Annotated in this window: 13 protein-coding genes; 2 read left to right on the forward strand and 11 right to left on the reverse strand. The window is 71.0% G+C overall.

What is annotated here, in order from left to right; genetic code table 11:
• Nucleotides 1-225: 225 nt before the first annotated feature.
• The 6 genes from AB0B89_RS18230 to purN all read right to left on the reverse strand — a co-directional run bounded on the left by AB0B89_RS18230 (nucleotide 226) and on the right by purN (nucleotide 6,200).
• The gene (locus AB0B89_RS18230) at nucleotides 226-1,077 is read right to left on the reverse strand and encodes a bifunctional methylenetetrahydrofolate dehydrogenase/methenyltetrahydrofolate cyclohydrolase (RefSeq protein WP_358553735.1); all 852 of its coding nucleotides are present in this window, start codon (nucleotides 1,075-1,077) and stop codon (nucleotides 226-228) included.
• A gap of 66 nt (nucleotides 1,078-1,143) precedes the next feature.
• A complete protein-coding gene (locus tag AB0B89_RS18235) occupies nucleotides 1,144-1,869 on the reverse strand; it encodes a DUF899 domain-containing protein (RefSeq protein WP_358553737.1) in 726 nt (241 codons plus the stop codon).
• Nucleotides 1,870-2,135: 266 nt separating this feature from the next.
• Nucleotides 2,136-3,290, reverse strand: a complete 1,155-nt coding sequence (locus AB0B89_RS18240) for a CU044_5270 family protein (RefSeq protein ID WP_358553739.1) — start codon at nucleotides 3,288-3,290, stop codon at nucleotides 2,136-2,138.
• Nucleotides 3,287-3,814, reverse strand: coding sequence for a sigma-70 family RNA polymerase sigma factor (locus AB0B89_RS18245; RefSeq protein ID WP_358553741.1), 528 nt, complete (start codon nucleotides 3,812-3,814; stop codon nucleotides 3,287-3,289). The genes AB0B89_RS18240 and AB0B89_RS18245 overlap by 4 nt, the downstream gene beginning before the upstream one ends.
• A 128-nt stretch (nucleotides 3,815-3,942) precedes the next feature.
• A complete protein-coding gene (purH, locus tag AB0B89_RS18250) occupies nucleotides 3,943-5,490 on the reverse strand; it encodes a bifunctional phosphoribosylaminoimidazolecarboxamide formyltransferase/IMP cyclohydrolase (RefSeq protein WP_358553743.1) in 1,548 nt (515 codons plus the stop codon).
• On the reverse strand, nucleotides 5,487-6,200 hold the full coding sequence (gene purN / locus AB0B89_RS18255; RefSeq protein ID WP_358553789.1) for a phosphoribosylglycinamide formyltransferase: 714 nt from the start codon (nucleotides 6,198-6,200) through the stop codon (nucleotides 5,487-5,489). Before purN ends, purH begins: the two co-directional genes overlap by 4 nt.
• Nucleotides 6,201-6,282: 82 nt before the next feature.
• Here purN and AB0B89_RS18260 point away from each other — a divergent pair, with 82 nt between their 5' ends.
• Together AB0B89_RS18260 and AB0B89_RS18265 are read left to right on the forward strand one after the other, a co-directional pair.
• The gene (locus AB0B89_RS18260; RefSeq protein WP_358553745.1) at nucleotides 6,283-6,690 is read left to right on the forward strand and encodes a hypothetical protein; all 408 of its coding nucleotides are present in this window, start codon (nucleotides 6,283-6,285) and stop codon (nucleotides 6,688-6,690) included.
• Between the two features lie 137 nt (nucleotides 6,691-6,827).
• Nucleotides 6,828-7,124, forward strand: coding sequence for a UBP-type zinc finger domain-containing protein (locus AB0B89_RS18265; protein WP_358553747.1), 297 nt, complete (start codon nucleotides 6,828-6,830; stop codon nucleotides 7,122-7,124).
• Between the two features lie 76 nt (nucleotides 7,125-7,200).
• Here the strand turns inward: AB0B89_RS18265 and AB0B89_RS18270 are convergent, their stop codons facing one another.
• From AB0B89_RS18270 to AB0B89_RS18290, 5 genes are all read right to left on the reverse strand, one after another.
• The gene (locus tag AB0B89_RS18270; RefSeq protein WP_358553749.1) at nucleotides 7,201-8,925 is read right to left on the reverse strand and encodes a DUF6350 family protein; all 1,725 of its coding nucleotides are present in this window, start codon (nucleotides 8,923-8,925) and stop codon (nucleotides 7,201-7,203) included.
• A gap of 293 nt (nucleotides 8,926-9,218) precedes the next feature.
• Nucleotides 9,219-10,106: a succinate--CoA ligase subunit alpha gene (gene sucD, locus AB0B89_RS18275; RefSeq protein ID WP_358553751.1), complete on the reverse strand. Its 888-nt coding sequence runs from the start codon at nucleotides 10,104-10,106 to the stop codon at nucleotides 9,219-9,221.
• Nucleotides 10,106-11,284, reverse strand: a complete 1,179-nt coding sequence (gene sucC, locus AB0B89_RS18280) for an ADP-forming succinate--CoA ligase subunit beta (protein ID WP_358553753.1) — start codon at nucleotides 11,282-11,284, stop codon at nucleotides 10,106-10,108. Before sucC ends, sucD begins: the two co-directional genes overlap by 1 nt.
• 291 nt (nucleotides 11,285-11,575) lie before the next feature.
• A complete protein-coding gene (locus tag AB0B89_RS18285) occupies nucleotides 11,576-11,842 on the reverse strand; it encodes a zinc ribbon domain-containing protein (protein WP_358553755.1) in 267 nt (88 codons plus the stop codon).
• The gene (locus tag AB0B89_RS18290) at nucleotides 11,839-12,276 is read right to left on the reverse strand and encodes a MarR family winged helix-turn-helix transcriptional regulator (RefSeq protein WP_358553757.1); all 438 of its coding nucleotides are present in this window, start codon (nucleotides 12,274-12,276) and stop codon (nucleotides 11,839-11,841) included. Before AB0B89_RS18290 ends, AB0B89_RS18285 begins: the two co-directional genes overlap by 4 nt.
• Between the last annotated feature and the right edge of the window lie 68 nt (nucleotides 12,277-12,344).

Consider the following 12,344-nt stretch of genomic DNA (forward strand, 5'->3'; position numbering starts at 1 on the left):
GCCAGGACGGGCCTTATCGAGCCCATCGTCGGCTGGTTGTGCCAGCTGATCACGACGTCGCCGGACGGGGTGGAGGTGGTCAGCTGCCCGCCGGGCGGCCGACGGCCGGATCACCGTGGCCCTGCGCTACGGCACCACCGGCCGCCCCGAACACCTCTACCGGTGGCCCACCTCCCCATCGGGGTGAGCGGGGGCCCGGCGGCCTCGGCGACGTTGGTGGGCGGGCTACCGGGCGAGGCGCTCGGCGGCCTCGACGACGTTGGTGAGCAGCATCGCGCGGGTCATCGGGCCGACGCCGCCGGGGTTCGGGGCGACGAACCCGGCGACCTCCTTGACGCCCGGCGCCACGTCGCCCGCGAGCTTGCCGTCGACCCGGGAGACGCCGACGTCGAGCACGGCGGCCCCTGGCTTCACCATCTCGGCCGTGATCAGCCCGGGGACCCCGGCGGCGGCCACGACGATGTCGGCCTCGCGCACGCGGGAGGGGAGGTCGTGGGTGCCGGTGTGGCAGAGGGTCACGGTGGCGTTCTCGGTGCGGCGGGTCAGCAGCAGGCCGAGCGGGCGGCCGACGGTGATGCCGCGGCCGATGACGGTGACGTCGGCGCCCTTGATCTGCACGCCGTACTCCTGCAGGAGCGCCACGATGCCGCGGGGCGTGCAGGGAAGCGGGGCGTCGACCATGTGGACGAGGCGGCCGAGGTTGACCGGATGCAGGCCGTCGGCGTCCTTCGACGGGTCCATACGCTCGATCAGCGACTGGGTGTCGAGGTGGCGGGGCAGCGGGAGCTGCACGATGTAGCCCGTGCAGGCGGGATCGGCGTTGAGCTCGTCGATCGCCGCCTCCACCTCGGCCTGGGTGGCGGTGTCGGGAAGATCCTTGCGGATCGAGGCGATGCCGACCTCCGCGCAGTCACGGTGCTTGCCCGCGACGTAGATCTGGCTGCCCGGGTCGTCGCCTACAAGGATCGTGCCGAGACCCGGCGTGATGCCCTGGGCGGCGAGCCTGCTCACCCGCTCCGCCAGGTCGCCCTTGATCTTGGCCGCGGTGGCCCTGCCGTCGAGAATCTGCGCGCTCACAACTCGCCATCCTCCCATGCCGCCCCCTCAGGCCGCGCTCTGAGGGGGCGGGGCATGGCCTGCCGCTCAGTGGCAGGCGGCCGGCTCGCCGTCGTCGTACCGGTCGTGGTGGGGGAACTCGTTGACGTACTTCTGACGGCCGAGGGGGGTCAGGTCGAGGTAGTTGTAGGTGTTCAGCAGGACCTCGGGCCCGCGCCCGTACGTCGAGTAGGTGTGGAAGACGCGGTCGCCGTCGCGCAGGAAGACGCTCAGGCCGTGCCCGTCGCCCTGCGTGAAGAACTGCATGCCCTTGGCCTCAAGGGTGGCCTTGTCCATGTAGTTGTACTCCACGGGGGCCACGGCCTCGTCGTTGCTGGCGTGGAAGTCGTAGTTGAAGTCGCCGCCCTCGGAGGAGTACCACGGCACGCTCCAGCCCATGCGCTTCCTGAACCGCTCGATGGAGGCCAGCGGCGCCCGCGAGACCAGCGCCAGCGAGGTGTCGCAGCTGTGCAGGTGCCGCAGGTCGCCGACGTGGTCGACGAGGAACGAGCAGCTCGTGCACCCCTCGTCGGCGTCGTGGATCCACATGAAGTGGTAGACCATGAGCTGGCGGCGGCCGTCGAACAGATCGATCAGGCGGGCCTCGCCGTGCGGCCCCTGTAAGACGTACTCCTTGTCGATCTCGACCATGGGCAGGGCCCGGCGCTCGGCGTTGAGGGCGTCCCTCGCGCGGCTGGCCTCCTTCTCCTTCACAAGCAGCGCTTCCCGGGCCTTGCGCCATTCTTCGCGTGACGTGATCGCCGGCAGTTCCACGAGGTTCTCCTTCGGACGTGAGTCGAACGGCACCTGCGCCATCTCTACGGGTAGACCCGGCGGCCGGCGAAAAGACGTCGCCGCCACGATGAATACGGTAGACCGGCCGGGCCACGCCCTAGGGGTACCCCAGAAACGGGCGCCCCCGGCCATGTCCTTCGACAGGCACGGGGGCGGCACCGCGAACTACGACGCCGCCGCGGCGGCTCCTCCACTCGGGTTTCCCGGGACCCTCGCCGGCTACGGCTTCGCGGGGGACTCGCCGGCTACGGCTTCTCGGGAGCCTTGTCGGTCCAGGCGGCCTCCCTCGTGGCCTCCCACCAGATCGGAGTGCCCGGCTTCGCCCAGGCGTACCCCCCGGTCGCCCGCACCGCCACGATCTGGTCGGTCAGCAGGATGCCGGTCTCGGGATCGATGATGAGCTGCCGCTCGAACCGGCCTCCTGACCAGTTCTCGGGGCGCGCGATCCCCTGCCCGGTGCGGCCGAGCGTGTCGGTCACCTCGCCCAGCGACCGCACGCCGCCAAGCCCGGCGAGCACCTTGTAGGCGGCGGCGCGAACGGCGGGCTTGACCGGCATGTCGCGAAGCAGCCCTGATGTCACCTGGTAGAGCCAGGAGTCCGCGTCCTGCGGGTCGTCGGACTCGGTGCCGTGCCCCGCGTAGCCTTCGAGCAGCCGCTGCTTCAGGGCCTTCGCCGTGGTGGGCAGCGCCTGGAGATCGGCCACCGACACATTGCCGCCCGCGAGCTCGAACACCTTGTCGCCGTCGTTGACGGGGTTGCCGAACGGCCTGCCGGGCGTGGAGTCCAGCTCCATCCGCCCGAGGGCGTTCTTGTCGTCCGCCTTCGGCTTGGGGAGCTCCACCGACCACTTCGCCGGCGAACCGTCGCGCGCCCAGGCGTCCTCCGCCCCCTTGGCGGGCCTGGTCCCGAGGTTGCGGTCCACGAACCAGCTCTCCCCCCGCGGCGACCTGGCGATCCACAGCCGGTGGGAGGTCGTGGAGTGCACCAGGTAGCGCGTCTGGGTGCCCGCTTCGTAGGCGCTCCCGATCACGCTGTCGACATACCAGTACGCCCCGGTCGACACACGCGCTCTGAGCGACGAATCGGCGGCGGCGAGCAGGATCCGCTGCGCGGAGAGCCGGATCACCGGAGTCGTCCCCGCGCTGGACGGGGCGGCCTCCGACAGGGAGGGGGCGCGCGGCGTCGTGCCACCGGTCCCGGAGACCGCGACGGCGACGGCCGTGACGGTGGCCGCCCCCGCCAGGGCCAGTCCTCCCCAGACCGGCTTGGCGATCCTACGGGTGCGCCGCGTCCTTGCCCCCGCCATGGCGTACGAGAGCTCGGAGGCCCTGGTGGCCTCGTCCACGGGGGTGTCGAGATGCGCGGGGCGCGCGGCCCGTAGTTGGTCCATCGGGTTCATGACCACTCCTCGGTGAGGTTCCGTACCCGGGACCGGGGGACCGCGACCGGCGACGCCTCCACGGCTCGTTCCAGCCGCCTGCGCGCGCGGTGCAGCCGTACGCGGAAGGCCGCCGGGGAGCAGCCGACGACGCGCGCGGCGTCGCGCGGGGTGAGGCCCTGCCAGGCGACCAGGACGAGGATCTCGCGGTCGTCCTCGGGCAGGGAGGCCAGCGCCGTGATGACGGCCAGGCGCTCGGCCACCTGCTCGGCGTGGTCTCCCTCGGTCCAGGCGCGCAACTCGCCCGCGAGCGACTCCCGCTTGATCTCCGCGCGGATGTTGTCGCGCAGCACGTTACGGGCCACCCCCAGCAGCCACGGCAGCGCCGGGTCGGGCACGTCGTCGAACCTGCGCCAGGCGATCGCGAACGTCTCGCTGACCACTTCGTCGGCGACCTGCCGGCCCGCTCGGCTGACCACGTAAGCCCACACGCTCTGCCGGCACTCGTCGTACATGGTGGTGAACCGTTGAGAGTCGTCCGTCACCGCCCGCCCCCTTCGTCCCAGGTATTCGTCTTCTGACACTGGGAAGTGGACGCGGACGCGTGCTTGTTACCGGCGTGTCCAAGATTGTTCCAGGGGACGGGCGATCCGTGCCCCTGGAGCGGGCGTCCTCAGTGGAAGAAGTGGCGGGTGCCGGTGAAGTAGAGGGTGATCCCCGCCTTGGAGGCGGCCTCGATGACCTCCTCGTCGCGGATCGACCCCCCGGGCTCGACGACCGCCTTGACCCCCGCGTCGATGAGGACCTGGAGCCCGTCGGCGAAGGGGAAGAACGCGTCGGAGGCCGCCACGGCCCCTCGCGCGCGGTCACCGGCGCGCGACACGGCCAGGTGGGCCGAGTCGACCCGGTTGACCTGGCCCATGCCCACGCCCACCGTGGCCCCGTCGTGCGCGAGCAGGATCGCGTTCGACTTCACCGAGCGGCAGGACCTCCACGCGAACGCCAGGTCCGCGAGCGTCTCGGGCGAGGCCGCCTCCCCCGCCCTGAGCTCCCACGTGGACGGGTCGTCGCCGGGGGCGTCCACCCGGTCGACCGTCTGGACGAGGAGGCCGCCGTCGACGCGGCGGAACTCGGCCGGGTTGGACGGGCCGGAGGGGCAGCGCAGCAGCCGGATGTTCTTCTTCTTGGTGAGCACGGCCAGCGCCTCGGGAGCGAACGAGGGGGCCACGACGACCTCGGTGAAGATCGGCGCGATCTGCTCGGCCAGTTCCTCGGTCACCTCGCCGTTCACCGCGATCACGCCGCCGTACGCCGACACCGGGTCGCACTCGTGGGCCTTGCGATGGGCCTCGGCCACGTCGGAGCCGACCGCGAGGCCGCACGGGTTGGCGTGCTTGATGATCGCGACGGCGGGCTCGGAGAAGTCCCACGCGGCCCGCCAGGCGGCGTCCGCGTCGACGTAGTTGTTGTAGGACATCTCCTTGCCGTGCAACTGCTCGGCGTTGGCGAGGCCGTCCTGGCCGCCGGAGTACAGCGCGGCGCCCTGGTGGGGGTTCTCGCCGTACCGGAGCACGGCCCTGCGCTTCCAGGCCGCGCCCATGAACGACGGCCACGCGCTCTCGTCGCCCGCGGCGTACACACTGGAGAACCACGAGGCCACGGCCGTGTCGTACGAGGCGGTGGCCGCGTAGGCCTGGGCGGCGAGCCGGCGGCGCTGGGGCTCGGTGAAGCCGCCCTCCTCGATGGCCCTCAGCACGTCGCCGTACCCGCGCGGGTCGACGACCACGGCCACCGTGCCGTGGTTCTTGGCCGCCGCCCGGATCATGGCGGGGCCGCCGATGTCGATCTGCTCCACGCACTCGGGCTCGGACGCCCCGGAGGCCACCGTCTCCTGGAAGGGGTAGAGGTTGACCACGACCAGCTCGAACGGCTCGATCTCCAGCTCTTCGAGCTGCTTGACGTGGGAGGGGTTCGAGCCGTCGGCCAGAAGGCCCGCGTGCACCCTGGGGTGCAGGGTCTTGACCCGGCCTCCGAGGCACTCGGGGAAGCCGGTCAGCGACTCGACGGGGGTCACCGGCACGCCGAACGAGGCGATCTTCGACGCCGTGCCCCCCGTGGACACGATCTCGACGCCCGCGGCGTCCAGAGCCCGGGCGAGCTCCTCCAGCCCGGACTTGTCATATACCGTGATCAGCGCGCGCCGGATGGCGATGCGGGTCACTTCGTGCTCCTCCCTGTTTCCGGCAGACCCAGGGCTCCTGGACGGGCCGGAGATTGCGACTGGCTCAGAGAAACCGGCTCGCCCGGAGCTTCCGGCACCGGGTCTGGAGCCGGGCCCAGACGGGCGTGACGGCCCGCCACGGTCCAGCCGTCCCGGGCCATGCGGCCCACGACCTCGACGAGCAGGCGGCGCTCGACGATCTTGATACGCTCGTGGAGCGTGTCCTCGTCGTCCCCGTCCCTCACGGCCACGGCCTCCTGGGCGATGACCGGACCGGTGTCCACGCCCGCGTCGACGAGGTGGACCGTGCACCCGGTCACGCGCACGCCGTACGCGAGTGCCTCGGCGACCGCGTGCGCGCCGGGGAACGACGGCAGCAGGGCCGGATGGGTGTTCACGACCGAGAAGGCCTGGAGCACCTCGGGGCCGAGGATCTTCATGAACCCCGCCGAGACGACGAGGTCGGGCTCGTGGGAGGCGATCTCCGTGCGGAGTGCCTCGTCCCAGGCCGCCCGGGAAGGAAAGTCGGCCAGCTTGACCACGAAGGTCGGAAGACCCGCGCGCCGCGCGCGGGCGAGGCCCTCGATGCCATCGCGGTCGGCGCCGACGGCGACGACGCGAGCGCCGTACGCGTCAGCAGCGGCGGCATCCATCAGGGCCTGTAGGTTGGTCCCCGAACCGGAGACGAGGACGACGAGCCGAGCCGACAGGGCTGCACTCCTTCGGGGCGACGTTGACGGGTACGGCTGTCAGCGTATCGGCCCGCCCGCTCCATGACGCAGAGGAGGTCAGGTGCTACCACCCGCGGAGGCTTCGGGGGTCGAGGTCGGGCGCCGGGCGCTGCTGCTCTCCATAGGCGCGCTGGCGTTGACACTGCTGATGCCCGTGCTGGGCCTGGCTCTGGGCGGCTTCTCGATCATCGTGTGCGTCCGGGCGTGGAAGACGCGGTCCGCGAAGCGCCGGCCGGTGATCATGCCAATAGCGGGGTTGCTGATCTCGATCTTCTCGATCGTCATGGCGGCGTCGGTGACGTGGTTCCAGATGTACTTCAGCGGCGAGCTCACCGCATACACCGAGTGCATGAAGGGGGCGGGCACGGCGACCGCCCAGCAGACGTGTGTCACCGGGCTCGAACAGGGGATGGAGCGTAGGCTCCCGTTCATCCCGAAGGGCAGTCTAAGATTTCCCTTCGCTCCGTAATCCTCGGATCGGGCGGCCATCGTGACCTCCATATGGAGATATACCGGTATTGGGGCCTCGGCGTCCCGCCGGGGAGGGAGACCGCTTCAGGTCGACCGCGTGACCGTGCGCATGCCCGAGAAGCTCTAGGAGATCCTGTGAACGTCTGCACGCACCTCGACCTCGTCAGCGACGTAGAGCCGCACACCGTCCTCGGCTGCGAGGAATGCCTTGCGACGGGGTCGCGCTGGGTCCACCTGCGCACCTGCCTGACCTGCGGGCACGTCGGCTGCTGCGACTCCTCGCCCAACCGGCACGCGACCCGCCACTACACCACCATCGGCCATCCGATCGCCGAGTCGTTCGAACCCGGCGAGGACTGGGCGTGGTGTTATCCCGACGAGGTCCTGTTCGAGCCGTCGCCCAGCGGCGAGGGCTCACGCGCCCACGCCTAGAGGCCGCCTTCCCCACGTGTGGCACCCGCTTTCCGGCGGTCCCTGGTCGCGGCCGTACTCCGGTCGCGGCCGGTGATCAGGGATCGCGGTCCCAGGCGTACGGATCGACGTAGATGATGTGACCGCCGCGGTCGTCCGACTCGTCGACGATGTCGCGGCGCGGCGGCCTGGGCTCCTCGCGCTTGCCGTCAGCCCGGCCCTTCGCGGCGGCGGGCCGCGTGCCGGCCGGCCCCTTCTTCGCCGGGCCCTTCCCCGTGACCAGGCCCTTCCCCGCGGGGGTCTTGCCGGGGACGGGCTCGAAGGTCTCGGCGGCGGCGGAGGCGTGCTCGTCGGCCCAGTCGGCGCGGATCACCGGGATGGGCTGGGTGTCGGCCTCGGTGGCGTCCATCCAGTGTCCCGGGAGCCGGTCGGCGGCGGGTGGCGTGGCCGGCTTCACCTTGCTCGCCACCTTGACGATGGCGTCCCCGGCCTTGCGCACGGGCGCCGGCGCGGGGACACGGGCGCCGTGGAACATCAGCCACCAGTTGGCCAGCCCGGCGGAGATGCCCGCGGCGACGCCGACCTCCAGGGCGACCGACAGCGCCACCTCCCAGGCGGAGGGGCCCACGGCAGAGAGGCGGGCGCCGCCGAGCGGGCCGCCCGCGAGCGCCGCGAGCATCCCGGCCGACAGCCCTGTGGCGAGCCCGCAGACGAACCCCCACAGCGGCGCCGACTCGAAATGCGGGGTCGGCGCGATACGCGCGACGACCACTCCCGCGACCGCCCCCGCGAGGAAGGGGATCGCGAGCACTCCCATGATCCACGGAGACGTCACGCCCGAGTCGGGCAGCCCGCCGAGGACCGGCAGGGCGGGCACGGTACCGAGTTGGACGCCGGTGGGCGCGACGAGGGTGCCGGTGCCGAGCGCGAAACCCGGCCCGCTGATGTACGCCACGCCCCAGATCACGAAGTTGATGAGGTAGAGCGTCTCCACGAGCAGCAGGAGCAGCCCGCCGATGAACCCCGGTGCCAGCAGATCCGACAGCCGCTGGACCTGCCCGAAGTTCATGACGACCGCCGCGAGCACGAGCACGAGCCCGGCCGCGAGCATCGTCGTGAGGGCGACCGCCGTACCGACCACGACCGACCTCGCGCGCTCGGGAAGCAGCCGGAGCATGGAACGCCAGGGCCCGATGGTGCGCGCGGTCGCCAGCGACCCCGCGACGAACGCCAGCACGAGGTGGCTCAGCAGGGCCTCTCCGACGAACGGCTGGGTCACGTTGTTCCGCGCGACCAGCGCGATCATCCCGGCGAGCAGGGCGTACGGCGCGGCCAGCGAGATGCCCGCCTGGGCGATCAGCACGAGCTGGGCACGGCGCCGGGCGTTGGCCAGGTCTTTGGTGCTTCCCTTCGGCAGCCGGGCGGGCAGCCGGAGCCGCAGGTCGGCGTCCCGCGCCATCCAGATCGCGGCGCGGTACAGCAGGGCGGCGGGCAGCACCATCAGGCCGAGGGGCAGCAGGCCGACCCGCCCGCCGGGAATGGCGAACCCGGCATGGTGCGCGGCCAGCCACACCTGGCAGGCCGCCCGGAACACCCCCGGAAGCCCCTGCCCGAACGCCCCGCGCGGCGCGGCGATCCACCCGATGAGGGTGAGCGTGGTCAGGACGGCGAGGCCGACGCCCAGGGTCCAGACGGCGGCGAGCATCGCGGAGACGGGCAGCGGACGGCGGGCCTCGTCGTCGTCACTTCCGCCCCCCGCGAGGGGGATGCGGCTGAGCACGGTGCGGGGGGCCGCCCGGAGCTGGTCGAGAAGGGCCGTCACAGTAGTCGATGGTCTCAGCATGTACGGCCCGGACGGGCCTACCGCGCCCGCGTGTCGCACCCTTTGTCCCCGGACCGATCAAGCGTCCCTTCTCTGCGCCCCGTTTCACCACTCCGGACCACCTTGGGCTTCCGGGCCGTGCGGCGGTCTCCGGGGCCGTCCGGAGGGCTCCGGTCCGTACGGCGGCCTCCGGGTCGTACGGCCGCGCGGGGAGCCGCCGATCGCCGGGGACGCGAGAACGCCCGGTCGATGTGACCGGGCGTTCTTCGCGTAGCGCGTGCAGAGGTGGGCCGTCAGCGCGAGCGCATGACCTCGCGCATGAGGCGGGCGGTCTCGCTCGGGGTCTTGCCGACGCGGACGCCGACCTTCTCCAGGGCTTCCTTCTTGGCCTGGGCGGTGCCCGCGGAGCCCGAGACGATGGCCCCGGCGTGGCCCATGGTCTTGCCCTCCGGAGCGGTGAACCCCGCCACGTAGGCCACGACCGGCTTGGTCACGTGCTCCTCGATGTAGGCCGCCGCGCGCTCCTCGGCGTCGCCGCCGATCTCGCCGATCATCACGATCGCCTCGGTCTCGGGGTCGGCCTGGAAGGCCTCCAGCGCGTCGATGTGCGTCGTGCCGATCACCGGGTCGCCCCCGATGCCCACCGCCGTGGAGAACCCGATGTCGCGCAGCTCGTACATCAGCTGGTAGGTCAGCGTGCCCGACTTGCTCACCAGGCCGATGCGGCCCGCCGAGGTGATGTCGGCCGGGATGATGCCGGCGTTGGAGGCTCCGGGCGAGGCGATGCCGGGGCAGTTCGGCCCGATGATGCGGGTCCTGGCGCCCTTGGAGATCGCGTAGGCCCAGAACTCGGTGCTGTCGTGGACCGGCACGCCCTCGGTAATGACGACGGCGAGCGGGATCTCGGCGTCGATCGCCTCGATGACGGCGGACTTGGTGCCCGCCGGCGGGACGAAGATCACGGTGACGTCGGCGCCCGTGGCGGCCATGGCCTCGGCCACGGTCGCGAAGACCGGCAGCTCCACGCCGTCGAAGTCAACGGTCGTGCCCGCCTTGCGGGGGTTCGTACCGCCGACGACCTTGGCACCGGCCTTGAGCATGCGACGGGTGTGCTTCGACCCCTCGGAACCCGTGATGCCCTGGACGATGATCTTGCTGTTCTCGGTCAGCCAGATTGCCATTACGCACCTACCGCAGCGAGCTCGGCGGCGCGCTTGGCCGCTTCGTCCATCGTGTCGACGAGTTCGACGCGGGCCAGTGCCGCGTCGGACAGGATCTGCCGCCCGAGGGTGGCGTTGTTGCCGTCCAGCCGGACGACGAGGGGGTGGGTCACGGTCTCGCCCCGTTCGTCGAGCAGCTTGAAGGCCGAGACGATGCCGTTGGCGACCGCGTCACACGAGGTGATGCCGCCGAAGACGTTCACGAACACCGACTTGACGCTCGGGTCGGACAGGACGATCTCCAGGCCGTTGGCCATGACCTCGGCCGAGGCGCCGCCGCCGATGTCGAGGAAGTTGGCCGGCTTCTGCCCGCCGTACTGCTCGCCCGCGTAGGCGACGACATCGAGCGTCGACATGACCAGGCCCGCGCCGTTGCCGATGATTCCTACGGAACCGTCGAGCTTGACGTAGTTGAGGTCCTTCTCCTTGGCCCTGGCCTCAAGCGGGTCCTCCGCGGCCTTGTCGGCGTAGGAGCCGTGCTCGGCCTGGCGGAAGGAGGCGTTGTCGTCGAGGGTGACCTTGCCGTCGAGCGCCTTCACCTGACCGTCCTCGGTCAGGATCATGGGGTTCACCTCGACCAGGGTGGCGTCCTCGTCGACGAAGACGGCCCAGATCTTCTCGATGATGTCGGCGGCGCCGTCGAGCGCGGCCTCGGGCAGGCCGCCGGCCTGCGCGATCTCACGGGCCCGGCCGCGGTCGACGCCGGTCAGCGGGGAGACCGGGATCTGGGCGACCTTGTCGGGCGACGTGTGCGCGACCTCTTCGATCTCCATGCCGCCCGCGGCGGAGCAGATGGCGAGGAAGGTGCGGTTCGCGCGGTCGAGCAGGAAGGAGAAGTAGTACTCCTCCGCGATCGCGCTGGCCTCCTCGACGAGGACCTTGTGAACCGTGTGACCCTTGATGTCCATGCCGAGGATGTCGGTGGCCTTCTGCTCGGCGTCAGCGGCGTCGGAGGCGACCTTGACGCCTCCGGCCTTGCCCCTGCCCCCGGTCTTGACCTGGGCCTTGACGACAACGCGACCGGTCAGCTGCTCTGCTGCCGCGCGTGCCTCCTCCACGGTGTGCGCGACGACGCCGCGCGGCACCGGGATGCCATACTCCGCGAAGAGCTCCTTCGCCTGATGTTCGAACAGGTCCACGAGGGTCCGTCCTTGCTTGTCCGGCTGACTTCTTCTCTACGTTGAGGGCCAGACCTCGGGGCACCCGCGATCTGCCGGAAGCCTGGCCTCAGAAGCCTAGCCGCCACCGGGACCTGGAACGCTCGCCGGGGGGTCTTTACCCCATGGCAGCGGGTAATGAGATACAGCAAATTTCCACAAATTTCACAAAAGACGCCCCTGACCGGCTTTTGTCATGATTGGTTGCCCATACACCCGGACCGGCGTGGATCTACGTCCACTCCGGCCGGGATACCGCCCCCGCTTCAGCGTCTAGCGTGCCTCTTCGCGAAGGGCCGGGTGGTCGCGCCAAGCGGGCAGAGTGCGCATGTACGCCTTGGTGGCCGTCTCGGCCTCGGCGCGCGACTGGCCGGTGCGCTGGGTCTGCCACTGCACCATCCGCTCGAACCGCTCCTCGAACGGCTGCAGGGTCCCCTCGGGCGCGCAGTGCGCGCACCAGGCGCCGTCCGGGTGGCCGGGCGCGTGGTCCTCGACGGTCGCCATCGGCATCCCGCAGCTTTCGCAGGTCTGAACGCTCATCCTTGTTCTTCCTCTCCGAGAAGTGCCCGCAGTCCTTCCACGAGCGCTTGCCTCTGTTGTTCGGTCATCCGCTTCACCGCCCGCGCCAGCGCGTCGTCCTCCAGGACCTTCGGACGCACGGCAGCCGCGGCCGTACGGCCCTCGTCGGTCACCCAGACGAAGACCCGGCGCCGGTCGCGCTCGTCCCGGATCCGGGCGACCAGGCCGCGCTCCTCGACCCGGTCGACGAGCTCGGTGGTCGCGGCCTTGGAAAGGCGCAGGTGTTCGGCCAGCTCTCCCACGGTGAGCGGGCCGGAAGCGGTCAGGTGCCCGAGGACGGCGTGCATGCGGGCGGTCAGGCCCGATCCGTCCACGGGACGGGCGGATGCCTTGAACCGCCGATAGATCGCCGGATACAGCCGAGCGATCTCCGCAGTCGCCTCTTTCTCCTCCATGGCCCCCATAAAGTTCGTACTTGAAATTTCGTACACGAACCTTAGTTCGCCGAGTATCCATCTGTCCA

It is taken from the genome of Sphaerisporangium sp. NPDC049002 (assembly GCF_040649355.1).
Classification (GTDB): Bacteria; Actinomycetota; Actinomycetes; order Streptosporangiales; family Streptosporangiaceae; genus Sphaerisporangium.